Annotated in this window: 19 protein-coding genes; 15 read left to right on the top strand and 4 right to left on the bottom strand. The window is 43.8% G+C overall.

What is annotated here, in order from left to right; all coding sequences use genetic code 11:
* The first annotated feature begins 121 nt into the window (after positions 1 to 121).
* Positions 122 to 1417 carry a cysteate synthase gene (locus D1614_RS10280; protein ID WP_175579276.1) on the top strand — a complete coding sequence of 432 codons (1296 nt, stop codon included), beginning with the start codon at positions 122 to 124 and terminating at the stop codon, positions 1415 to 1417.
* 5 nt (positions 1418 to 1422) lie between these two features.
* On the opposite strand, the gene D1614_RS10275 is transcribed toward D1614_RS10280, so the two are convergent.
* Entirely contained in the window at positions 1423 to 1839 is a 417-nt protein-coding gene (locus tag D1614_RS10275) for a hypothetical protein (protein ID WP_119437820.1), read from the bottom strand.
* Between the two features lie 274 nt (positions 1840 to 2113).
* Here D1614_RS10275 and D1614_RS10270 point away from each other — a divergent pair, with 274 nt between their 5' ends.
* The 8 genes from D1614_RS10270 to D1614_RS10235 all read left to right on the top strand — a co-directional run bounded on the left by D1614_RS10270 (position 2114) and on the right by D1614_RS10235 (position 16152).
* Positions 2114 to 5827: a hypothetical protein gene (locus tag D1614_RS10270; RefSeq protein ID WP_147384152.1), complete on the top strand. Its 3714-nt coding sequence runs from the start codon at positions 2114 to 2116 to the stop codon at positions 5825 to 5827.
* Between the two features lie 11 nt (positions 5828 to 5838).
* On the top strand, positions 5839 to 6441 hold the full coding sequence (locus tag D1614_RS10265) for a zinc ribbon domain-containing protein (RefSeq protein ID WP_119437818.1): 603 nt from the start codon (positions 5839 to 5841) through the stop codon (positions 6439 to 6441).
* A 3-nt stretch (positions 6442 to 6444) separates the two neighbouring features.
* Positions 6445 to 7341: a zinc ribbon domain-containing protein gene (locus tag D1614_RS10260; protein ID WP_119437817.1), complete on the top strand. Its 897-nt coding sequence runs from the start codon at positions 6445 to 6447 to the stop codon at positions 7339 to 7341.
* Positions 7342 to 7902, top strand: a complete 561-nt coding sequence (locus D1614_RS10255) for a hypothetical protein (protein ID WP_119437816.1) — start codon at positions 7342 to 7344, stop codon at positions 7900 to 7902. It abuts the gene before it with no gap.
* A gap of 134 nt (positions 7903 to 8036) precedes the next feature.
* Positions 8037 to 11237, top strand: coding sequence for a beta-galactosidase, LacZ type (gene lacZ / locus D1614_RS10250; RefSeq protein WP_119437815.1), 3201 nt, complete (start codon positions 8037 to 8039; stop codon positions 11235 to 11237).
* A 108-nt stretch (positions 11238 to 11345) separates the two neighbouring features.
* Positions 11346 to 12050, top strand: a complete 705-nt coding sequence (locus tag D1614_RS10245; protein ID WP_119437814.1) for a lycopene cyclase domain-containing protein — start codon at positions 11346 to 11348, stop codon at positions 12048 to 12050.
* The gene (locus D1614_RS10240) at positions 12047 to 13282 is read left to right on the top strand and encodes a 3-deoxy-D-manno-octulosonic acid transferase (protein ID WP_119437813.1); all 1236 of its coding nucleotides are present in this window, start codon (positions 12047 to 12049) and stop codon (positions 13280 to 13282) included. Before D1614_RS10245 ends, D1614_RS10240 begins: the two co-directional genes overlap by 4 nt.
* A gap of 320 nt (positions 13283 to 13602) precedes the next feature.
* Positions 13603 to 16152: an adenosylcobalamin-dependent ribonucleoside-diphosphate reductase gene (locus tag D1614_RS10235; protein ID WP_119437812.1), complete on the top strand. Its 2550-nt coding sequence runs from the start codon at positions 13603 to 13605 to the stop codon at positions 16150 to 16152.
* A 124-nt stretch (positions 16153 to 16276) separates the two neighbouring features.
* On the opposite strand, the gene D1614_RS10230 is transcribed toward D1614_RS10235, so the two are convergent.
* Entirely contained in the window at positions 16277 to 16816 is a 540-nt protein-coding gene (locus tag D1614_RS10230; protein ID WP_119437811.1) for a LytR/AlgR family response regulator transcription factor, read from the bottom strand.
* A gap of 195 nt (positions 16817 to 17011) precedes the next feature.
* Entirely contained in the window at positions 17012 to 17392 is a 381-nt protein-coding gene (gcvH, locus tag D1614_RS10225; protein ID WP_119437810.1) for a glycine cleavage system protein GcvH, read from the bottom strand.
* A gap of 249 nt (positions 17393 to 17641) precedes the next feature.
* Here gcvH and tsaE point away from each other — a divergent pair, with 249 nt between their 5' ends.
* The 4 genes from tsaE (at position 17642) to D1614_RS10205 (ending at position 20993) form a co-directional block, all read left to right on the top strand.
* Positions 17642 to 18064, top strand: coding sequence for a tRNA (adenosine(37)-N6)-threonylcarbamoyltransferase complex ATPase subunit type 1 TsaE (tsaE, locus tag D1614_RS10220; protein WP_119437809.1), 423 nt, complete (start codon positions 17642 to 17644; stop codon positions 18062 to 18064).
* A 147-nt stretch (positions 18065 to 18211) separates the two neighbouring features.
* Positions 18212 to 19423, top strand: coding sequence for an alanine dehydrogenase (locus D1614_RS10215; RefSeq protein WP_119437808.1), 1212 nt, complete (start codon positions 18212 to 18214; stop codon positions 19421 to 19423).
* Between the two features lie 19 nt (positions 19424 to 19442).
* Positions 19443 to 20294 (top strand): LytR/AlgR family response regulator transcription factor, encoded by an 852-nt coding sequence (locus D1614_RS10210; protein ID WP_119437807.1) that lies wholly within the window; start codon positions 19443 to 19445, stop codon positions 20292 to 20294.
* A gap of 195 nt (positions 20295 to 20489) precedes the next feature.
* Entirely contained in the window at positions 20490 to 20993 is a 504-nt protein-coding gene (locus D1614_RS10205; RefSeq protein WP_119437806.1) for a hypothetical protein, read from the top strand.
* Positions 20994 to 21011: 18 nt separating this feature from the next.
* Here the strand turns inward: D1614_RS10205 and D1614_RS10200 are convergent, their stop codons facing one another.
* On the bottom strand, positions 21012 to 21776 hold the full coding sequence (locus D1614_RS10200; protein WP_119437805.1) for a DeoR/GlpR family DNA-binding transcription regulator: 765 nt from the start codon (positions 21774 to 21776) through the stop codon (positions 21012 to 21014).
* A gap of 504 nt (positions 21777 to 22280) precedes the next feature.
* On the opposite strand from D1614_RS10200, the gene D1614_RS10195 reads away from it, so the two are divergent.
* Positions 22281 to 23849: a glycerol-3-phosphate dehydrogenase/oxidase gene (locus tag D1614_RS10195; RefSeq protein WP_119437860.1), complete on the top strand. Its 1569-nt coding sequence runs from the start codon at positions 22281 to 22283 to the stop codon at positions 23847 to 23849.
* Between the two features lie 85 nt (positions 23850 to 23934).
* A complete protein-coding gene (gene glpT, locus D1614_RS10190) occupies positions 23935 to 25278 on the top strand; it encodes a glycerol-3-phosphate transporter (protein ID WP_119437804.1) in 1344 nt (447 codons plus the stop codon).
* Positions 25279 to 25318 lie beyond the last annotated feature (40 nt).

Below are 25318 nucleotides of genomic sequence, written 5' to 3'. Positions count from 1 at the left end.
TAAAAACGCTAAAAGCCACTATGTTAATGCTCTTACCCCGGTAACACACTAAAATCACAAAAGGTTATTTTAAAGCCCACTCAAAATACTATTTTTGTGCTTCTGTTCAACGATTGAAATAATGAGTAAAACTTTTGAAAAAACCAGGTATCAGCTGAAATCCATTAAAACAGGTAAAATTTTTAATGATACCGGCTGGTTACTGGATGCGCCCGGAGAAGTGGAACCAACACTAATCAGGGCCATGTACGAAAAGAAGCAGATTGAAGTAAAAGACGACTCTTGGGGACTGTATAAATTTGCCGACTGGCTTCCCATCAGCAAAACACTGGCAGGCTCTTCGGCACCGGTAACCTACAAAAGTGAAGGTCTGGCCAAAGAACTGGGCCTTAAAAATCTTTGGATCACCTTTAGCGGATACTGGCCCGAGAAAGGAGTCAACATGCAAACCTGCTCTTTCAAAGAAACAGAAGCTTACTCCGTTTGCGGACGTATGAACAACGACATGAACAAGGTTCTTGTGGTGGCTTCAGCCGGAAACACATCCAGGGCTTTTGCAAAAGTTTGTTCTGACAATCACATTCCATTGTTGATCTGCGTACCCGAAGACAACATCAGCGCGCTGTGGTTCGACAAGCCGATAAACGACTGCGTTAAACTGATTTGCAGTCGCTCGGGAAGCGATTATTTCGATGCTATTCATTTGTCGAATATTGTGGCAGCTACTCCCGGCTTTGTTGCCGAGGGCGGTGCCAAAAACGTTGCCCGCCGCGATGGGATGGCAACCACCATGCTTTCTGCAACCACTACCATCGGCCGCATTCCAGATTATTATTTCCAGGCTATTGGAAGCGGAACAGGTGCGATTGCTGCCTGGGAAGCCAATCTCAGACTGATCGAAGACGGACGTTTTGGTTCGCACAAAATGAAACTGATGGTTTCGCAAAACCTTCCGTTCAAGCCCATCCACGATGCATGGAAAGCCGACTCAAGGGCGATGCTTCCTTTTGATGACCATGAAGCACGGACACAGGTAGAAGAGATTGTTGCCAAAGTGCTTTCGAACCGCAAACCGCCCTACCCGATTATCGGCGGGCTGTATGATGCAATGAAAGATGCAGGCGGCGATGTACTGCTGGCCACCAACCAGGAAGCCGCCGAAGCTGCAAAGCTTTTCCTTGAAACAGAGGGCAACGATATTCACCCGGCATCGGCAGTAGCCACAGCTACCTTAATTGCAGCAGCCAAAAACGGAACGGTGAAAGCCGACGATCTGATCATGCTCAACATTACCGGCGGGGGCGAAGAAAAATTCAAAAAAGAGAACGAGTTGTTTTACCTGAAACCCGAGATTGTTTTTGATATCCATCCAAGTGAAGAGGAGGTGAAAGAGAAAGTATCAAAGCTATTTCAGTAAATTCCTTACATTTTTCGCGAAAACCCAAACAATACGACCGAAACGACCACCATCACCAGGATGTTGATCCAGGTTTTTCGTTCCTCAATGTGTGAGTTTAAATAAGGGCAGCATTTGAGGTATTTTATTGAAATGGTAGTTCCGGGTTTCAATTTCAGAAAAACCGAAGAACCTATCCTTCTGCCCGTCCCCGAATAAGTTTTCCCTTCGACAGTAAATTCGTAGGCAAATTCATAGTTGTACTGGTTGCGAATGGTTTCATCCCGCTCACCGTATTCTTGCCGGTAACTAGTTAGCACGGCTTGCCTGCTTTCTCCCCACAACATCAGCGAAAGCAAAAACACCGCATAAACGGCAAACAGGAAACCAACCCCTCCGATCAACCACTTACCTAACTTATGTTTATTTTTTCTTTGTCCCACAATTTATCAGTTTGTTAAAATTACCGATTAAAGTAACTTAAAATTATTTGTTAAATTTAAATGATCTGCTAAATTTACAGAGTTGAGCCTGACGTTTTTAAACAAAAAAATTGAATCCGTTAATTTTGTACAACATTTGTTTCCAGGCTCCTAATTTAACCATCAGAGATTTGACATTTGGGTTGAGCATTCGGAGGAAACTGACAAAATCATCCGATTGAGAAACTGGTTGTTTTGAAGCAATAAAAAATAAGACTAACCTACCTATCCTGGAATGATGAAAACAAATACCATTCTGCTAATACTGATTCTGTTATCTTTCACAATTGGGGCGCAAAACCCGATGAATGTAGCCACACAAGCCGGAGGGCTGCAATGGAACAGACTTCCCTCTGATGCTGAAATTGAGCAGGCAGTTCAGGAGTTAATCCGCAATTCGGGAGGAGATATTTCGGTAAATGGAGAAACCGTTGACCGGCGAAGATTTGAAGTTTCACGAGTTGTAAAATTTCATACCAAAAATTTGGCAGGAAAAAGAGAACCCGGCACCATTTCGGGAGCTCATATTTTCTCGTCAACTCAAGGCACTTATGGCACAGCTATAAATTCATATTCACTTGTTCAGAATTCTCAAACGGGTAAATTCCATTTTATAGGCACCAGGATGGGCTACAGGCCGTCGTCGTTGCAACAAGCTTACGACGACGATGTCAAGGGAACGCAAACCGGGTATAATATGGCTCCAGGGTTCGCTCCTCCTTTGGACTCTGCATCGGAAGAAAGTAGTTCTGAAGCACCCGGCACTGGTTCATCATCAGAAGACGAAGTGCCCTGGGAAGCAATAATTGGATTGATTGGCGCAGGAGGAGCAGCAGCCCTGGGACGAAAACTTTTCAAAAAACCCAAAACAACCACTAAAAAAACTACCTCCAAGAAAAACGAAAAAGAAGAAAAAGAGGAAGAAGAAAAAGTTAAGTACATCCTGAATCTGAACAAGGAAAACTTTCAGCTGGCACAAAATCAACCCGATGTTTTAGAGGTGGTTGTTTACAAAATCACCCCAAAAACACAACGGAAATACCCGGCTGCCCAAATCAGGATAGTAAGTCCTGAAAAAGCGCTAAAAGTCACTCCTCCGCAAGCCTCTGGAAGCGTTTCGGCACAGCTTCTGTTAAGCGGGAAACCAGAAAAAGCCTCGTTCGATTTAATGGTTCAGGCAAGTGCCGATGGACACGAATTTCAGAAATCGGTTCGCATTCAAACCCAGACCAAACCCCGTATTTCAATAGAAACGATCCCTGCCGGAAAACGCAGTCTTCGTCCCGACACTTACCAGGTGCTGACCATTCAGGCACAGGTTCTTGACGAAGAGGGAACCAGCCTTCCCGAACTTACTGAACAAATTGTATTTAAGCCCCAAAGTGATTGGATTGACTTATCGGAACCGGTAATTGATGATGAAAAAATCGCTATTAACATGGGGAGCACCAGCCCGAATCCAAACAATAAAACGGCCAACATGCCAGGCTCTGTTTTTCTGAGCTTGTACATGGACGATGTGCCCGAAGGAGAGCCACCACTGCAAAACGACCTGGAAATAGCGTTGCTCGACTGCCGGATAGAAACCGAAATCGAAGATGCCACCTTCCCTGTTTCGGACGAAATGAGTGAAATCACCTTTGATGCGTGGATTGAGAATGCCGGCGAAGAAAAGGGTTGGAATTTCAGTGCCGAATACCGGATCGGAGTTGACCCGGCTGACCCACTGACCATGATCGATATTGAAAAACAAAACGAAACCCGTGTTTCGGTCAGGCTCACCGGCCCCCTGGTTTCGCCCGGAGAGAACGAATCGGTGATCAGCCGGACACTCGCCATTTCGGCTGCCCAGGGCGATGAAGAACCCATCGAACGGCATCTTACCATCATGGTTTCGCAGGAAGGTCTTTTGATCCGACACGGCGTAAATAAAAGCGGAGACCTTCCGTTTACGGCCAACAAACCTCATGAAAGTTTTATCGATTTTGCGCTGAATATTTATGATCCGCAAAGCAACCAGATCATTGTTGATTCAGAGGGATTAAAGGATTTACAATTTGAACTGCTTTCAGACGATGATAAAACCCTCAACCTGATGAGTGTCTTGCTACCTCAATTCGAATTTATCGACTTGTTGGGAAATATACCTTACGGGCACTATAAGTTTACAACACAGGCTGAAATCCCAGGGATTGGTGATATTCATTCAATAAAATACAAGGTAAGTGCGCCTGTTGTCAACCACGAAAAACCGGAGCTGTTCGAGAAAATTATAAATGTTAAAGTAAAGACTTACGGAATTGGCGATGAGTTTCCGGATTGGGTAAAAGCGTACGAGGAATGTAAATATGTGTTGAATAATTACATGCCGGCGGGAGACTCGAAAAACAAACTTTACGATATCCTGGAGTCGCAAAAAATGAAGTTGGGGGTCGAGGGTATGGTTGAAATGCGCAACCGTATCTGGAAAATTGCCGGGGAACTGATTTTAGCAGAAGGGGCCGAAGGTTACAAACTGGAGGAGGCTTGGGCAAATCTTATTACTACCACCCTCGAATGGACAGAGTGGGCCGGAGATATTGCCTTTAATGCCTTAACCGCCTATTTTACAGGGGGGCTAGGCTCCACCGCGCTCGGACTGACCAAATCGACAATGATCGATGCCATTAAAATGATGTATTATGAGCCCAATGCAACAGCAGAGGATTTCTGGAATTTGCAGAAAGAAAAAATCATGTCGGTACTAATGAGCCAGACCAAGGGACGTTTATTGTCGATTGAAAACATTGAGCTGATTGTCGGAAAAAACAAACCGCTGGCTTACGCAGTTTACATCGCCACCGAATTTGCCTACAACCTCTATCAAACCAACTATTCGGTGTGGGAAGCCGCAAAACTAACAGCCCAGGGATTGACCGAAGAAATGATTATGCGGAAACTGACCGAAAAACTGCACCGCGAATACATGAACCGTCAAACCGGCTTTGCTTCTCCCAAAGAGTTTTTCGAAGACTTCATGAAAAACACCAAAACGGAAATGGGGAAAAAAGTGCTTAGCCAGAAAAAACTGCTGGAAATAATGCGCGACCCTGAAAAAGTACGAACCATAAAAAAATGGGGAAGCCCGGAGCTAAAAGAAATTTTTGTGCGCACACGAAAATCGATTTACAATGTTCACGATATCAAATTAAAACAGGCGATCGCCCAAAAACTTGGCATACCGCAACACGAAGTAATTATTGACGAATTCAGGACTCCCGGTGCCGACCCGAACAGTGTAAACACCGACCGTGACTACCGGGTTCTGCGAAAAGTAAAAACCGCTGAAGGCAAAATTGAATTTCACGAAGTGGAAACTCAAAAATGGAAAGAAGACTCGTACGATATTTTTGGTGAGCTGACGGGAAAACCGGAAGGAATCAGCAACCAGGAATGGGCAGAAAAACACCAGCAGCGCGGCACCGACCGTTTCGATGCCGAAGCTTGCTCTGATTATTCCGACCACGTTGTCAATCCAAAAACAGGGGAAGTCGAAATTCTGGATGCCAACATCAAGCAGGTAAAAAAAGGAAATTCGAGGCTGATTAGTGCTGAAAAAACAGGAGAAATGTATAAAAACAAAGTACAAAATTCGATCGACAACGGCACCAAACCCGAAGCATACGCACAACTTCAGAAAGGAATAAAAACACTGGAGGATGTGCGAAAAGGATACAAAAGCCAGAACCTGGATATTCCTGAACTCGATCCGAAAACCCAGTTGGCAATGAATTATGCGAAACAGGTCTCAACACAAATTACGAGTGATGCCGATCCGCACCGGGTGGAAAAAATTGAAAAGACAATTAAACGGGTTACGGGGCACGATCTGAAAACGCTGAACGAAGCCATTAAAAACGGATTCAAAGATTTAAAAACATTTGACAAAGGAGTTCCTTCAAACAGCTAAAACATAAAACCATGGCTTATTGCACCCAATGCGGAAAATCGCTACTCCCTGTCGCAAAGTTTTGTCCTGCCTGCGGCACTGCATCTATTACAGCACAAAGCAAAACATATGCTTCGGGCTACAAAGAGAAAATGTTTAAGGGAGTTGAACAACAACTGAAGAGCAGCCTGAGAAGCAAAGCAACTTCCTCTTTTCAGAAGAATGCTTCAGAATGGATTGAGAAAAGCAAAACCGGTGCAAAAAAAGCACAGGAAGTAACTTCAAAAACAAAAGTAACTGAGGTGGCTAAACAAGAAACAGCTGGAGGAGTAACCATCTGGACCTGGCTATACCTCATCGTCAATACCATACTGGCAGTGCGAAGTTACCGCCTCAACGAGGTACTCGGAATATTGTTTTTTTCATTTCTTGTCTTGGTCCTGGTTTTTATCCGGCTGAAAAAACCGAAACCTTACAACTGGCTTATAAAACTACTAGTGGTCGTTCAGGTAGTTTTTCTCGCAGCGCTGATTTACCAGAGCGTTATGGACCAGAATTTTACCTTTACATCACTGCTTTTCGTAACCTTGCTTTTTATCGATTTCAAACTGCTGTTTAACGGAAATAAAAATTAAACGATGGCTAAATACTGTACAAACTGTGGAACACAACTTGCCGACAATGCGCTTTTCTGCCTAAACTGCGGAATAAAACAAGCCACTAAAACGGAAGTGAAAACAGAAGGGGAACCCCAAAAAGAGCCGGGAAATGCTCCTTTTAACCAGTACCCGGAAGACATTGATTTTAGAAAAATCAACCATCGGCTCAAAGTAAAAAACAGCCAACGGAAGCCCGTAACAATTTCACTGCTGATCGCACTGATTTCTGTCGTTCTGGTAATTATGTCCTTCACCGAAGGCAGCCCCTTACATGGAATATATGCAATCACGCTGGTTGGGATCTTTGTTGCGATTGCTGCACTAATAACGGCCGTGGTTTTCCGAAGCCGCGCCAAAAAACTGGATACGCTTATTTCGGGAGAAAATGTAATCGCATCGTGGTCGCTAAGCGAAGAACAAAAGACAGCGTATGTAAACACCCTGTTCCGCACCGAGCAGGCTAAAAACAAGGCTATCCTGATCATTACCGTCGTTTTGATTGTATTGATTTTTGGAGCGTTCATTGTTTTCATCGAAGAAGGAAAAGCCGCCATGTTAGTGGTTATGCTGGTCCTCATTGTCATTATTTCCGCTTTTGCTCTGGGCATGCCTCGCTACTACCGCTCCAAAAACCTGCGGGGCGACGGAGTGGTTTTACTCGGAAAAAAATTCGCCTACATCAACGGATTTTTCCACAACTGGGATTTTCCCTTATCGGGCATTCAAAAAGTAAAGATGATTGATCAACCTTTCCACGGTCTTTTTATTCAATATTACTATTACGACCGAACCTTAAAAAACACAGAAGAACTCAACATACCGGCTCCGGCGGAATTGGATTTAAAAAACATTGTAGCGCTTTTAAAAAGCAAATAAATGGCGTATTCGTCAAAAATAAACGACCAGGCTTTCGACAGGTACCGGCAAAATACCAAAAACTGGAGATTTGGCTTTTCATTAATTATTGCTGCCATTGCCGTGTTAGGTTTTTATGTCTATGGCGCACTGAGTTCTGAAATGAATAATCCGGAAGCGCTGCAAATCGGGCTTACCATTGCGCTTATGTTCATCCTTATCGGCTTCTTTTCTACAAGAACAAGGACTGACAGTCGCACCTGGGATGGAGTGGTGATCGATAAAAGTGTAAGAAAAACGAACAAAGACATTGGTTACAATGGAGTGAAAGCAGAACGGCTCATTTTCATCGTCTTCGTCAAAAGCGAAGATGGAAATACGCACGCAATCCGTAACGAGGACGACGACACAGTTTACGATTATTATAAAATCGGCGATAAGGTCAGATACCATGGTTCTTTGCATTCGTACGAGAAATTTGACAAATCGGGTGACACCATCGTATTTTGCAATGCCTGTGCATTTATGCATGATATAAATGATGACGATTGCAGAAACTGCGGATGTCCTCTTCTGAAATAGCAAAATTAAACTTTGCTATTTCTTACCTGAATAGCCGAAAATTGAAAACACGATTCTTATTATTGACCCATGCTCAGAATTCAGAATAGTAAAGTTTATATTTGTCAGTATCTAAAAGCATAAACTCAAAAGCTATGTACAATCGCAAGAAATTATTTCTAGCCTCACAACTGCTCTTCTTAATAATCCTTACAGCTTGTTCAAGTTATTCCGACTATTCGGGAGTACCTTTTGAGGAACCATCGCCCAAACCATGGGAAGACCCAACCATCAATGAAGTTAACAGACTGGAGCCCCGCGCTTCATTTATACCGTTTACAGCAACCGAGCAGGCACGAACTGAAGACAAGTGGCAGTCGCCGCTGATAAAGTCGCTGAACGGCATGTGGCAGTTTCACCTGGCAAACAACCCGGCGGAACGTCCTTTCTGGTTTTTCAAAAACGATTTCGACACCCGTTCCTGGGACCAGATAGAAGTACCATCGAACTGGCAGATGAAGGGATACGACTACCCGATTTATACCAACGTAAAGTATCCGCACAATACAACCCCGCCGCTTATTACCGACGATTACAATCCGGTGGGCTCGTACAAACGGACCTTTGAAGTTCCGGCCAACTGGAAAAACAAACAGGTGATCGCGCATTTTGGCGCTGCCGGTGCCAGCCTCAGTCTTTGGGTGAACGAACAATACGTTGGTTACAGCGAAGACAGCAAAACACCCATGGAATTCGACATTACTCCCTTCCTGAAATCGGGGAAAAACACCATGGCCGTTGAAGTATTCCGCTGGTGCGACGGCTCCTACCTCGAAGACCAGGACTTCTGGCGTTTAAGCGGCATTACGCGCGACGTGTACCTGGTGGCCCGGGGCAATCAGGCACTCAAGGATTTCAGCGTTGGCTCCAACCTCGACGACTCTTTTAAAAACGGCTTATTCAGCCTGAACATCGAGCTGCAAAACGATGCGGAACTAACTGTAGAAGCAAGCCTTTCGGACAAGGGAACGCTTATCAGGGAATTCACGGAGACAACAAGCGAAAGCAGTGTAGCATTTGATGCTGAAATTGAAAATGTAAAACAATGGTCGGCAGAAATACCCAATCTTTATGAGCTGATGATCACCTTGCGAAACAAAAAAGGAATTGTGGAAGTCATTCGCCAGGAAGTGGGTTTCAGAAGGGTGGAAATAAAAGACGGACACCTGCTGGTTAACGGCCAATACGTTTACATGAAAGGCGTCAATCTGCACGAACACAACGACAAAACAGGCCATGTTCAGGACAAAGCCACGATGTTGCTGGATATAAAAACCATGAAAGAAAACAACATCAATGCGGTTCGCACTTCGCATTACCCGCAACCGGAATTGTGGTACGACCTGTGCAACAAATTTGGCTTGTACATCATCGATGAAGCCAACATCGAATCGCACGGAATGGGCTACGGGCCTGAATCGCTGGCGAAAGACACCCTTTGGAAGGCAGCGCACATGTTCCGCACAAAAAATATGTTCGAACGCGACAAAAACCAGCCCTGTATTGTAACCTGGTCGTTGGGAAACGAAGCCGGTAACGGAATTAATTTCGAAATTACTTACGATTACCTGAAATCGGTTGACAGCACACGAACAGTGCAGTACGAACGGGCAGGAGTGGAAAGAAATACCGATATTTTCTGCCCGATGTACATGCGAATCGAAGGCATGATCCAATACGCCGAGAGCAATCCGGAAAAGCCCTTGATCCAGTGCGAATACGCACATGCCATGGGCAACAGCGTAGGCAACTTACAGGATTACTGGGATGTGATTGAAAAATATCCCGCTCTTCAGGGAGGCTTTATCTGGGACTGGGTTGACCAGGGCTTGTTAACCACCAACGAAAAAGGTGAGGAATACTGGGCTTACGGCGGCGACTTTGGTCCCGAAAACGTTCCTTCTGACGGCAACTTCTGTAACAACGGATTGGTAAATCCCGACCGTACCGTGAAACCACATTTGCTGGAAGTAAAAAAAGTTTACCAGTACATAGCCTTTAAAGCGGAAGATCTGACCTCCGGAGAAATTTCCATTCAAAACAAATATGCTTTCCTGAACTTATCAGCATTTGACTTTGTATGGGAAGTTACCGGTGATGGCAAGATGCTGGACAACGGCAGTCTGGGTGAAATCGATCTCGAACCGGGCGCATCGCAAACATTTACCATCGATTACAGCCTTACCCCGGAACCCGGAGTTGAATACTTCCTTACCCTGAAAGCCAAACTGAAAAAAGACTGGAGCCTGGTAGAAGCCGGCACCGAAATGGCTGCCGAGCAATTTGAATTACCAGCATTCACTCCAATAGTTGGAAAGTTGACTGCGGTAAAACTACCTGATGTTAAAACTGAAGAATCGGAAGATGCAGTGACCATTTCTGCCGACAATATTTTTAGTGTATCCTTCGACAAAAATGCAGGAGTGATGACAAGCTTTAAAGAAGGCGAAACCGAATTGCTGATAAGCGGGCCTGTTCCCAATTTCTGGAGGGCACCGATTGATAACGACTTTGGCAACAACTTGCACAAACGCTCGCGGGTGTGGAGAAAAGCAGGTGAAAACCGCCAGGTTGTAAAAACCAATGTAAAAAAGATCGGCAACGCAGAAGTCCAGATCGAATTCGTATTCGATCTTGTCAATGACGAAGGGGCGAAAATTGCTTCCTACAATTCAACTTACACCGTTTACGGAACGGGAGATGTAGTTGTAAACAATCATTTTAAAATGACCGCCAAAGATCTTCCTGAAATCGTAAAAATGGGAATGAACCTGGTAATGCCGCGCAAGTTCGACCAAATGAGCTGGCTGGGCCGCGGGCCGCAGGAATCATATTGCGACCGGAAATCAGGCGCTTTTGTGGGCTTGTACAGCGGAAGTGTGGCCGATCAGTACTGGGCCTATCTTCGTCCGCAGGAAAACGGCAACAAAACCGATGTACGCTGGATGACCATCACCGATAACGAAGGAAACGGCTTGCTGTTTACCGGAATGCCACTGCTGGAAGTAAGCGCCCACCACAACATTCTGGAAGATTTTGAATCGATGGAGCGTACCGACGGGCGCCAGGTAGAAGGCATTGCGGTAGTGAACCGCCACACCACCGACGTGCAGCCCCGCGACCTGACTTCGGTAAACATCGATTACCGGCAAATGGGTGTTGGCGGCGACGATAGCTGGGGAGCATGGACTCACGACCAGTACCGCCTCACCGCAAAAGAATACAGCTACTCTTTCCGGATGACCCCGCTTTCAAAAGGGGACGATCCGCTAAAAGCTGCCAAAATGCAGTTCTAAACTGCTTCAACCATACAAAAAGTCATACTTTCATCTTGCGTGAGAGTATGACTTTTTTTGTTACCAAACCTTCGTATTTTTAAATAACTTTGGCGCAAATTCAGACAAATGGAATTCAAAAATTTTAGCTACTTACTGCTTCTTTTGGGCTACCTGGTAATCCCCTTAATCCTGGGCTACCAGCGTAAAGTGCGCTTTGTTTTTCGTTTGCGCTACCTCATTCCCGCCACCATTTTTGCCGGAGCCATTTTTGTGATGTGGGACCGCCGCTTTATCGAAATGGACATCTGGAATTTCAACCCGGCCTATACAAGCGGTATTCAATGGCTGAAAGTCCCGATGGAAGAATGGCTTTCGTTCATTGTCATTCCCTGGTCGGCGGTGTATATTTATGAATGGCTGAAAATCCGTTTCGAAAACTTCGAGAAACCCCGTCTTTTTGTAATTATCAGCCTGATTGGTTTTGCGGCTCTGGCCTTTCTTGCCTATACCTTCCGCCAAAACATGTTTAGTTTCTTTACCTTTTTTCTCGCTGCCATTTATTTGGGATACACGGTATTCAGAAACCGTTTCAGGAAAAACCTGACCAAATTCTACCTGGCTTATTTTGTCTCGCTCCTCCCCTTTACCATTCTTTCGGGGATAGCCAGCCGTTTGGAAATCGTGAATTACAACCCACAACACACCATGAACATCAACCTGGCAGATTTCCCGGTCGAGAAATTTGCCTACCTGTTTTTACTGCTTTTAATCAACATTACGATATACGAGTACTTAAGTGAGCGTCGGTATTTCTTAGACTTCAAGCTATGACATTCCTCTATAATCTTGGTATATATTTTTATGCCCTTGCCACGCGCGTGGCGGCTCTGTTCAATCCCAAAGCCAAACTGTTTGTTTCGGGAAGAAAAAACTGGAAACAGCAATTAAAATCCGGAGTGGACAGTCAGGCTGACTATCTCTGGTTTCACTGTGCGTCGCTGGGTGAATTCGAACAAGGCAGACCGGTGATCGAGGAAGTGAGAAAAGAGTTTCCCCAGTACAAAATTGCGCTCACGTTCTTTTCTCCGTCGGGTTACGAGATTCGTAAAAACTACGATGGCGCCGACCTGGTGGCTTACCTTCCGCTCGACACAAAGAGCAATGTCAGGTATTTTCTGGATGTGCTTCAACCCCGAAAAGCTTTCTTTGTAAAATACGAATACTGGTACAACTACATTCATCAACTAAAACAAAGAAACATCCCGCTCTACATTGTTTCGGCCATCTTCCGCGAAAACCAATCTTTTTTCAAGAACAGTTTGTGGGGAAAATGGTACCGAAAAATGCTCTTCAGTTTTGAACACATATTTATTCAGAATGAAAAGTCGGCACAACTGCTCGAGAAAATTGACATTACCAATTACACCATTGCCGGCGATACACGTTTCGACCGGGTAGCCGCTATTGCAAAGAGTGCAAAAAAGTTCGAAAATGTTGAAAAGTTCAAAGGCAATTCCCCGCTTATAATTGCCGGAAGCACCTGGAAACCCGATGAAGAGCTGCTTGCAGCGTTTATCAACAACAGCCGGGGCGTAAAATTCATTCTGGCTCCACACGAGGTAGCACCCGCCAATATTAACAGAATTCACCAACTGTTGAAAAAGAAGGCGATTTCATTCAGCAAAGTGCAAAATACCGCTATCGAAGAATTTGATGTGTTGATAATTGATTCGATCGGCATTCTTTCGTCGCTCTACCAATACGGAAACATAGCATACATAGGCGGTGGCTTTGGCGTAGGAATCCACAACATACTGGAAGCTGCCACTTTTAAACTACCCATTATTTTCGGCCCCAATTACCTCAAGTTTAAAGAAGCAGTGGATTTGGTGGAAGAAAAAGGGGCTTTTCCTATTGACGATTCAAACTCACTCAACAAAGCCCTAAACCGGCTGCTTGAAGACAAAAATGAGCTGGCAAATGCCTCCGGTATCTGCCAGAAATATGTAGAAAAAAACGTGGGATCGACAAAAGTTATCATAAAAAAAGTTTTTAACACATAACTTTATTTAGCATACTTTTTGTTAGAAAAAAATTCCTCAAAAAATTGAATTATTTCCCCAAAGATTCTATAAAAAAATACCTCTTCCTTGTATGTTAAAATTACATTTTCGGTAAACTTTTTTCATCTATCAAACATGCATTACATTGATTATCAAAATAATAACTTTTGAAAGTTGATAACTTTTGATGAATTTGTTCATGAAAAAATTCCAAAATCCTGTTTTCATTTCTATCTTGCATTACACATTCTACAAGCCGGAAAACTGGAGCAATCAAGGAATAAATCTTATTATTATTTAACTCACATATAGGAATAAAAATGGCATTAAACGAAGTATCTGTAAAAGCCCCGGCGGGCAAGAAAATTTACGCTCAGGACGAAGCGGTAAAGGCCTCGCTAGAGTACTTCAAAGGAGACGATTTGGCAGCAAGAGTATGGGTGAACAAGTATGCCTTGAAAGATTCTTTCGGGAATATTTTTGAACTGACACCCGACGACATGCACCGGAGGTTAGCCAAAGAGATCGCAAGAATCGAAGAACGCTACCCAAACCCCTTAACTGAAGAAGAGATCTACAGTGTATTGAAAGACTTCAGGTACATTGTTCCGCAAGGCGGACCAATGACAGGAATCGGAAACGATTACCAGATTGCATCGCTGTCGAACTGCTTTGTTGTTGGAAACGACGGCAACTCTGACTCGTATGGCGGTATCATGAAAATTGATCAGGAGCAAGTACAACTTATGAAACGCCGTGGCGGTGTTGGTCACGACCTTTCGCATATTCGTCCCAAAGGTTCACCGGTAAAGAACTCGGCGCTTACCTCAACCGGCATTGTACCTTTCATGGAACGTTATTCAAACTCGACGCGCGAAGTAGCCCAGGATGGACGCCGGGGCGCACTTATGCTGTCGGTTTCAATCAAGCATCCCGATTCGGAAAGCTTTATCGACGCCAAAATGGAACAAGGTAAAGTAACCGGAGCCAACGTTTCTGTTAAAATTCAGGACGATTTCATGCAGGCTGTTGAAACAGGTACTCCTTACATCCAACAATATCCGGTTACGGGGGAAGCGATATACAGCAAAGAAACAGATGCCATGCGTCTTTGGCAAAAGATTGTCAAGAACGCCTGGCAGTCTGCCGAACCGGGTATTTTATTCTGGGATACCATTATTAAAGAGTCGGTGCCGGATTGCTATGCCGATCTTGGTTACCGCACCGTATCCACCAATCCTTGCGGAGAAATTCCGTTGTGCCCGTACGACAGTTGCCGCTTGCTGGCCATCAACCTCTATTCCTATGTTGAGAATCCATTCACTCCGCAGGCAAAATTCAACTTTGAGTTATTCAAAGAACACGTTCACTATGCACAACGCATTATGGACGACATTATCGACCTTGAACTGGAGAAAATCGATGCCATTATCGGGAAAGTAGATGCCGACCCGGAGGCAGAAGAAATTAAATACACCGAAAGAAAATTGTGGGAGAACATTCAACGCAAAGCAAAAGAAGGACGCAGGACCGGTATTGGCATCACGGCTGAAGGCGATATGCTGGCAGCTCTTGGCTTGCGCTACGGAAGCGAAAATGCGACCGACTTCTCGGTTGAAATTCACAAAACCATCGCAGTGGAAGCCTACCGCTCTTCTGTTCATCTGGCAAAAGAACGCGGCCCGTTCACAATTTACGATGCTGAACGCGAAAAAAACAACCCGCTTATCAACCGCATCAAAGCAGAAGACGCAGCTTTGTACGAGAAAATGACCAAGTACGGCCGCCGTAACATTGCGTTGTTAACCATTGCTCCAACCGGAACAACCAGTTTGATGACGCAAACCACGTCGGGGATTGAGCCCGTATTTCTGCCGGTTTACAAACGCCGCCGGAAAGTAAACCCGAACGACAAAGATGTTCGTGTTGATTTTGTTGACGAAGTAGGCGACCACTGGGAAGAGTTTACCGTATTCCATCACCATTTCAAAACCTGGATGAAAACCAACGGTTACGACACCAGCCGCGAATACAGCCAGGAAGAACTGGATGTACTGGTAGAGAAATCGCCTTACTACAAAGCCACTTCCAACGATGTTGACTGGCTGAACAAAGTGCGCATGCAGGGCCGTATCCAGAAATGGGTTGACCACTCTATTTCAGTAACCATCAACCTTCCGAACGATGTAAAAGAAGAGTTGGTTGGAAATCTGTATTTCGAAGCATGGAAAAGCGGATGCAAAGGTGTTACTGTTTATCGCGACGGATCACGTTCAGGAGTTCTTATTTCGAACGACAAGCCGGCGAAAAAAGACGGCAGTTTCCCAACTCACCGCCCGGAAAAATTGGAAGCCGATGTGGTTCGTTTCCAGAACAACAAAGAGAAATGGATTGCCTTTATCGGGCTGATGGATGGCAAACCTTACGAGATTTTCACCGGTTTGCACGACGATGAAGACGGAATTTTACTGCCTCGCTCTGTGGGGAAAGGATACATTTTCAAAAGCTGGATCGACGAAGAAAACTCGCGCTACGATTTCCAATACGTTAACAAACGCGGCTACAAAACCACCATCGAAGGACTGTCGCACAAGTTTAACCCGGTTTACTGGAACTATGCGAAACTGATTTCGGGAACGCTGCGTCACGGTATGCCCATCCACAAAGTAGTGGAACTGGTAACCAGCCTGCAGCTTGATAACGAAACCATTAACTCGTGGAAAGCCGGTGTGGCCCGTGCGCTTAAAAAGTACATTCCGGACGGAACATTGGCCGACGGCGCCAAATGCGGCGAATGCGGATCGGAAGAAGTGATCTACCAGGAAGGCTGTCTTACCTGTATTTCGTGTGGCTCGTCTAAATGCGGATAAATCAATCAATTCAACATACTCAGACTTTGTAATCGGATAACTTTGATTGACAATTATAAAGTTCTACAAAAATGCCCGGCCAAAATAGCCGGGCATTTTCTGTATAAAAGCAATATTTCCTTGTTCAAAAGTCAATAATCGACTTAATCTTTTCATTGTAACTTTTGCTACACGAAATCACCCGTTCTTTTTCACATTTCATCACCAAATCATAGCGTCCATTGTCCAGTTTCTTAACCTCGCCAATTAACTTGCTGTTGATAATTGTGGACTTGTGAACCCGAATAAAATCATCAGGCAATTTCAGCTCCAGTGCGCTTAAACTTGAATCAACCAGATAATCCTTTCCGTTTATATCGGTTAAAAACACGTAGTTATTGATCACTGAAAAATCCACAATTTCACTAAACTGGATCAGCGTAATCTTATTTCCTTCTTTTACGGGAAAATACTCCCTGACATTCTTTTTAACAAAACTATCTTCGCTGAATTTGCGAAACTGTTTCTCCACTTCTTCTCCCGACCATCTGGTGTTCTCATTCTTCTTGTTCCTCGCATTTTTTACAACTTTATAAAGAATAAAAACGGGCAGAAGAATAAAGCCTATGAAAATAATAATGACAATTTCCTGGGGACCGATAAAACCGGCAATTAATGTATTCATCAAGTTTGTTATTTGTGATTTTTGCTCAAACTAACCGAATATCTACACCTTCTCAAAACAATAGTTTGCAAGACGCCTAAATTAACAGGCCAATGCATTCATTTTTCCTCCAAGGCGCCTTCCTAGATTATCCGATTAGGAACAAAAAAGGCGCAACTAAAAGTTACGCCTTCCTTTATCTTCGATTTGTTCTTTCTAAGCTTCAATCATTGCTTTGTAAGCATCAGCATCCAGCAACTCATTCAATTCAGCTGCATCGGCTACTTTAACTTTAATCATCCAGCCGTCACCGTAAGGATCTTTGTTTACCAGTTCAGGATCGTCGGCCAGGGCTTCGTTAACTTCAACTACTTCTCCACCTACAGGCATAAATAAATCCGAAACTGTTTTAACGGCTTCCACCGTACCAAAAGTTTCGCCTTTTCCAAGCTCTTCGCCTTCTGTTTCAATTTCAACAAAAACAACATCACCCAATTCACCTTGAGCGAAATCGGTAACACCAACCACAACGAGGTCGCCTTCAACGCGCACCCATTCGTGGTCTTGCGTGTATTTCAAATCAGCAGGAATATTCATATTATTACGTTTTAAATGATTTTATGGTACAACATGGAACTCGCCGGCAAAAATCTTCTGGTTCAGTAAAACTCCTTCCGGCTCGTTTCATAACGAAATGATTTCAAAGATTCTCGTCAAAATTAAAACATTTTGCCGAAATAAGAAGCCACAAAAAACAACCATTTCCCTGATTTTTACCCAATTTTGACACGGATACAAGATAGTTTAGAGTCTTTTTGTATTATTGCAAAAATTTGTACGAGTAATATGTTTTCAAGAAAAGTTGAAACACTGTCTGCATTGCCAGAGGTCGCCAAAGAACTGATCAGCACTTTCCCCAACGAACGGGTGTTTGCTTTTTACGGAAAGATGGGTGCCGGGAAAACTACTTTCATCCAGTCTATTTGCCGGGAACTGGGAAGCCGGGACAACATCACCAGCCCCACTTTCGCCCTGATCAACGAATACAACACAGCGAAAATGGAATCAATTTTTCATTTCGATTTTTACCGCATCAAAGACATTGAAGAAGCGTTTGACCTGGGTTATGAAGACTACATTTACAGCGGCAGTTATTGTTTAATTGAATGGCCCGAAATGATTGAGCCACTGCTTCCGGAGAAAATGGTGGAAGTTACAATTGAAGTTTCGGAAGATGGCACCCGGCAAATAAGTGCACAAACAATCTGATTACCAGTGAATTTCCGAACCGCATTCATCCCCTAAGTCTTCATTTGTAAGGTAATCTACAATTTCGAATCTTCATTTTGAAAACTCCCCTTTTGCTTGTAAATTGCTCTTGTCAAAATCAGCAGTTAATATTCTCACGTTTCAGCAATGGAAAAAGCAAAGGAAAAGGTTTCAATACCCAAATCGATGTTACTGCCCAAGGAAGAGATGTTGGAGGTTCGCAAGAAAGGGCAGAAATTAAAAATTGGGATCCCTTCCGATTTTTCCAAAGTCGAATACCGCGTGCCTTTAACTCCTCAGGCAGTAGATTTGTTGGTTTCATACGGCCACGAAATATTCATTGAAAGAAATGCCGGAAAATCGGCCAACTACACCAACGAAGATTTTCAGAAAGCAGGCGCCATTATTGTTGACACCAAAGAAGAAACATTTCAGTGCGATATCGTTCTGCGCCTGGCGACATTCAGCAACGAAGAAATTGACTCGCTGCGTGGAAACCAGGTGATTATTTCGAGCATGCAAATTCAGGCATACAGTATGGAATCAATCCAGAAACTGATGCAAAAGAAAGTTACCACCATTGCTTTCGAATACCTGGAAAATGAAGACGGCTTTCTGCCTTTCGTACATCAAATGAGCCAGATTGCAGGGGTCACTTCCATCACAATTGCCAGTGAATACCTGAGCAAATCGAGAAACGGCAAAGGCGTTTTGTTTGGCGAAGTGACTGGCGTTACTCCTGCCGAACTGGTGATTATCGGAACAAGCACTGCAGCCGAATACGCTGCCCGCGCCGCTCTTGGACTCGGAATTTTCGTAAAAGTTTTTGACACCTCGGTGTATGAACTGAGCAAACTGGAAGAGAAACTGGGGCGCCGGATTTTCACATCCGTGTTTTACCCGAAAGTACTGAGAAAAGCACTGGTTTCGGCCGATGCAGTAATTGGTGCCGCATCGTTTAACACGCCGCCGAAATTCAAAGTTTCGGAAGAACTGATCAAGCAAATGAAAGAAGGTTCTGTGATCATCGACCTCAACATGAACCAGGGAGGTTGTTTCGAAACTTCGGAATGTACCGATTTCAACCATCCTACCTTTATAAAACACGGCGTAGTACATTATTGCGTACCTAACTCTCCGGCCATGGTTGCGCGAACCGCTTCCATCTCGATGAGCAATATTCTCATCCCGATTTTACTGGCTATTGGCGATAACGGAGGTGTTGACAACTACATAAAAGTTTCGAAAGGATTTAGAAAAGGCGTTTATATCTATCAGGGAATTCTAACCAACCACGACATCGGCCGCCTGTTCAACATTCCGTCGAAAGACATCAACCTGCTGCTCGCGGTTTTTTAACCATTAAAACAACCGGAGCATGCTTAATTCACTCAACAAAAAATACCCATTCAACGATAACCTCAAGATCAATGTGCGGACCATTACTTCGGTAAGTCTGGGCATTTTCTTATTCCTGCTTTTCTTTCAACCCTTCGAAATTCAGAATCCCGATTTTGACAACCGGCTTATTATTTTGGCCACCTTTGGAGCTATTACACTGGTTTTGCTGAGTATTTTCCGGCTGGTAATTCCATCTATTTTCACCAAAGCCTTTTCTGAAGAACGCTGGAACATCAAGAAAGAGATCATCATCGACCTGCTGTTTGTGATCTTCAACTCGGTGGCCTTTTCATTTTTTGCCCGCTATGTTGGAGGAGTCCGGATCAATTTTCCCATCGTAATTAACATTGTAATTCTTTCGATATCGGCGGCAGCTGTTTTGGTTACCATTAACCGGATTTACATGCTAAAAAAACAGATCGAGGAACTCAGCCAGTTTGTTCCTTCCAACCAAAAGTTGGAAAAAGAGCCACCCGAAGATGAAATGATTGATTTTGAATCGGAAAACAAAACAGAGTTTTTCCAGATTCCGTCAGAGCAGGTCATGCTGATTAAATCAGCCAATAATTATATTGAAGTTCTATACAAAGAAGATGGCAAAACAAACAAAAAGCTCATCCGCAATACACTAAAAAATACCGAAGCACAATTATCGCGCTACCAGGACATGATCCGTTGCCACCGCTCCTACATTGTAAACCGTAAGCATGTCCAGAAACTAACACGCGGAAACTATGGTCTGGAACTTTCGCTGTTTAACTTTCCACAAACCATTCATGTTTCGCGCCAATACGCGCTAAAGGTAAAAGAAGCTCTTCGCCACCATTAATCTCTTGAATAAGTAACAATCATCCCCTGCACACACCTTCTCCCGTTGGGATAATTGCCACTAATCCCAAATAGGTGGTATTCCAACCATTTCCGAGCATTTAATCACATTTTCTTGACACCAACCCCTTATTCTTTTTATACTTCTGTCCGCACATTTTCTTTGTACAACAGAAACGCTTAAATATAACACCACATGAAAACATTACTAATATATCCGGAGAAAGACAACACCGCTAAAAGCTGGTTAAACAAGCTTGGGCTAAATACAAAAAAAGAGCATTCAACACCGTTGGAGCTACTCGAGATTTCCATTGAGCTCCCAATTACCTGGGAGAAGAAGCTGATTGATTTGGGCGTGAAAAAACTTCGCGACAAAGACATCCTCTGGGCCGATCTTATCATCATAAAAACACAATACAACCAAATTCAATCAGCCAGCTTCGTGGCCAAAAGATGCGATGCATTTCAAAAAAGAATCATTGTACAGGGAGAATTGAATGAATCACCACTTTGGAGTACCGAAAACGTTTCCAGGTCAAGCTTCACCGAAGTGGTTGACAACCTTTTTGACAACAGTTTCCTACACGATTTTCTGGATGCCGGAATCAAAAAGAAACCAAACATCGGAAACTCAGAGTATTCTTTGTTCGACTTTTCCGGGAGCCTCAGAAAACGACTCCAAATCGTACTTGACTAAACATCAGAAAGTAAAGGGTTACACCAAATCCACCTCAATCCCCTTTTCTCTCATTATTGCAATGGCATTGGGTGAAGCATTTTTATCGGTAATAATCCGGTGAATCTGGTGCATGTCACAGATCTTTCCAAAGCCCCGTTTCCCGAACTTTGAAGAATCAGCCAAAACAATTACTTCCTGCGCAGCCTTTATCATAAATTTATTGAGGTATGCTTCGTCCAGGTTACTGGTGGTAAGTCCAAAATCAAGATCGATACCATCCACACTAATGAAAAGCTTGTTACAGGTAAGATCTTTTAAAAAATACTCAGCGTGAGGACCAATAACAGAGGCAGAACTTTTCCTCATGATTCCGCCCAGCTGAATTATGTCAATATTGGGTTTATAACTAAGCGTTAGCGAAACTTTAACCGAAGAGGTAATTACTGTTAACGGCTCGGCAAAGGTCATTTGCTGCGCAAAACGTAAAAGGGTTGTTCCGGAGGCAATTATAATCCGGTCATTTTTCTCCAGCAACAGATTGGCCGCATCGGCTATACGCGCTTTTTCTTCGACCTGAACTTTAGCCTTTTCATCAATGTGCCGGTCGTTAATCAACGAACTCAGCTGGCTCGCACTGCCATGATTACGGTAAAGCAGCCTTCTTTCTTCGAGTTCCTTCAGATCCTTCCGGATCGTAACTTCCGAAACGTCTAATTTTTTACTCAGATCCTGCACACGAACAAATCCTTTTTTCTCCAATTCGTTCAAAATAATTTTGTGCCTTTGCGCGATATTTCTCATAATTTTAGTTTGTTTTCAAGCAAAAATAAGAAAATGAAATGAATATAACACAACTAAGGCAACTTACTCACCTTTCCACCAGCACATACAAACATTTGATTATGAGTAAAATAAAAGCTACATCCTTTTATATTCGTGAATTTATTTAATTTCGATTACTGAGAACGGCCCCTTCACTTCTTCAAAAGCGAAACTGGCGTTAAGTTAACACGAAACAACTTTCCCGGGAATAGTAACTTCACCTAATAACCCAGGAAAACGCCTTCACAACTACTACAATATCAACCACTTAAAAAATCCTCAAAATCACCTATCTACTGAAATACACTCGATACAACAGTACTGCCTCTGCTTAAATTTCAGCCCTTTTCAAAACCCCTTAAATTTCATTTAGTTTCATTTAGTTTCATTTTATTTTGTTTTTATCGAAACAGAAATTTATTTTTACTTCATCTTTTAGATAAGAAAGATCAAAAACCTTTAATGATTAAAATACCACATAAAATGAACCGAGAGAGCTACATCGCACAATTGAAGTCATCAAATGAAGAATGGGATTTCATTATTGTGGGAGGAGGAGCCACGGGCCTAGGCATTGCAGTAGATGCAGCCACCCGTGGATATAAAACTGTTTTACTGGAACAATCAGACTTTGCAAAAGCGACATCGAGCCGAAGTACAAAATTAGTACACGGGGGAGTTCGTTACCTGCAGAAAGGAGATGTTGCTCTGGTGAGAGAAGCCTTGCGAGAAAGAGGATACCTGCGAAAAAATGCACCACACCTGGTTAAAAACCAACGATTTATAATCGGAAACTACCTATGGTGGGAGAAACCATTTTATACGATAGGCCTTACAGTGTACGATTTACTCGCAGGAAAGATGGGACTGGGACATTCCATCCCAATGAGTAAAAAAGAAGTAATAAAACATGTCCCCGAGATAGAGCAGAAAAACCTAAAAGGGGGAGTAGCCTACAAAGATGGCCAGTTCGACGACGCACGCCTGGCTATTAACCTTGTGCAAACTGCCACAGAAAATGGTGCAAACGCGGTAAACTATGTAAAAGTTACCGAACTTCTGAAAGACTCCAACGGAAAAGTTTCGGGAGTCATAGCTCAGGATGAACTAAACGGCGGCACATTCAAGCTAAAAGGAAAATGCATTATTAACGCCACCGGTATTTTTGTAGATGATATTATCAAAATGGATGCGCCCGAAGAAAAACCGTTGGTCAGACCCAGTCAGGGAGTGCATTTGGTTGTTGATAAATCCTTTCTTGGCGGCGACGATGCCATCATGGTTCCCAAGACCAGCGATGGCCGCGTAATGTTTGGAGTTCCGTGGCACAACCGGGTAATTTTAGGAACAACAGACACCCCGGTAAAAGACTTTGTTCTGGAGCCCAAAGCCCTGCAGGAAGAAGTTGATTTCATTTTGGAAACAGCCGGACGCTATCTTACGCGGAAACCACAGAGGGAAGATGTACTTTGCGTTTTTGCCGGACTAAGACCGTTGGCCGCCCCACAAAAGCATGCGGATGAAACCAAAACAAAAGAAATTTCGCGTAGTCATAAACTAATCGCCTCCGACTCTGACCTGATTACCATTACCGGAGGAAAATGGACTACCTACCGAATTATGGCGGAAGAAACGGTTGACTTGGCCATTAAAAAGAAGAATCTTCCTCAAAAGCCTTGCAAAACCAAAAATCTAAAAATACACGGCCACCGCGAAAATCCGGATTACAATCATTGGCTCTATGTTTATGGTAGCGACCAGGACGAAATACTGCGTCTTCAGAAGGAGAATCCGGACTATGCACGCAAGTTAATCGAAGACTACGATTTCACGGTTGGGGAAGTAGTTTGGGCAGTTAGAAAGGAAATGGCTCGCACCGTTGACGATGTATTGGCACGCAGAGTGAGATTACTCTATCTCGACGCCAAAGCATCCATTGAGATTGCACCCAAAGTAGCCAAAATTATGGCACAGGAACTCAAGAAAGACGAAAACTGGGAAAAAGAACAAATTAAAACGTATACAGACATAGCCCAATGCTACCTGGCATAAACCCACTGTAATAAAAATGTAAACAAATAGCAATAAAACGTAAATACTAGAAACCTACTTTTGCGAACTTTAACATATTAACTAAATGCTTAATTTTAAAAATATACTATCTCCCCCTCCACACAAAGAACTACTCCCTGAGGAGAAAATAGATCCGACGTATAAAAAATTACGCTGGCAGGTTTTCCTGGGCATTTTTATCGGTTACGCCGGTTACTACCTGGTTCGAAAAAACTTTTCGCTTGTTATGCCCGACCTTATTGAGCAGGGCTACACTAAAAGTCAATTGGGGATAGTTGCTTCGGCTGTCTCGATTGCCTACGGGCTAAGCAAATTCCTGATGGGAGGAGTTTCTGACCGAAGCAATGCAAGGGTATTTCTTAGCCTGGGATTATTACTCTCGGCTCTGACCATCTTTAGCCTGGGAACCATTCCGTTGCTTACTTCTTCGGTAACCATCATGTTTATTGTAATTTTTATCAACGGTTGGTTTCAGGGAATGGGCTGGCCTCCCTGCGGACGTACAATGGTTCACTGGTTTTCGACAAAAGAACGTGGCACTATGATGTCGATCTGGAACGTGGCCCACAACATCGGCGGTGGCTTGATTGGCCCGCTGGCAGTGGTAGGAGTTGCCATTTTCGGAAACTGGCACAGTAAGCTATACTTTCCGGCATTAATTGCGATGGGGATCGCTTTCCTGGCCTATATTCTGATTCGGGACACTCCGCAATCCTGCGGTCTGCCAAATATTGAAGCTTACAAAAAGGATTATCCGAAAGATTATAACCAAAGCTATGAAAAGGAATTTTCAGCAAGGGAAATTTTCTTCACCTATGTATTCCGAAACAAATTTTTATGGTTGATTGCATTTGCCAACGCCATGATTTACCTGGTGCGGTACGGAGTGCTCGATTGGGCTCCAACGTACCTCGACGAGGTAAAAGGCTTCTCCATTTCTGAATCGGGGTGGGCCTATTTTGCTTATGAGTACGCAGGTATCCCCGGAACCTTATTGTGTGGATGGATTTCGGATAAAGTGTTCAAGGGAAGACGGGCCCCCGCAATTATTATTTACATGTTGCTGGTGATGGCGGCCATTTATATGTACTGGCAAAACCCTGCCGGCCATATCATGATCGACAATATCGCTCTGATTGCCATCGGGTTCCTGATATACGGACCGGTTATGCTAATCGGAGTCCAGGCACTTGATCTTGTTCCCAAAAAAGCAGCCGGAACGGCAGCAGGTCTTACCGGACTGTTCGGGTACCTTGGCGGAGCCTTGCTGGCCAATATTGCCATCGGATTTATTGTGGACCACTGGGGCTGGGATGCGGCATTTATCCTTATGCTCGCAGCCTGTGTGATTTCCATCATTTTCACCGCTTTTACCTGGAAAACAGAGAAACAACGATTAGCAGCTTAATCTAAATCAATAAACAAAAAACGCATTTGCGCATCTTACA

Source organism: Maribellus luteus (genome assembly GCF_003576475.1).
Taxonomy (GTDB): Bacteria; Bacteroidota; Bacteroidia; order Bacteroidales; family Prolixibacteraceae; genus Draconibacterium; species Draconibacterium luteum.
The sequence above is the reverse complement of the archived record's forward strand: the minus strand, read 5'-3'. Positions and strand labels throughout refer to the sequence as shown.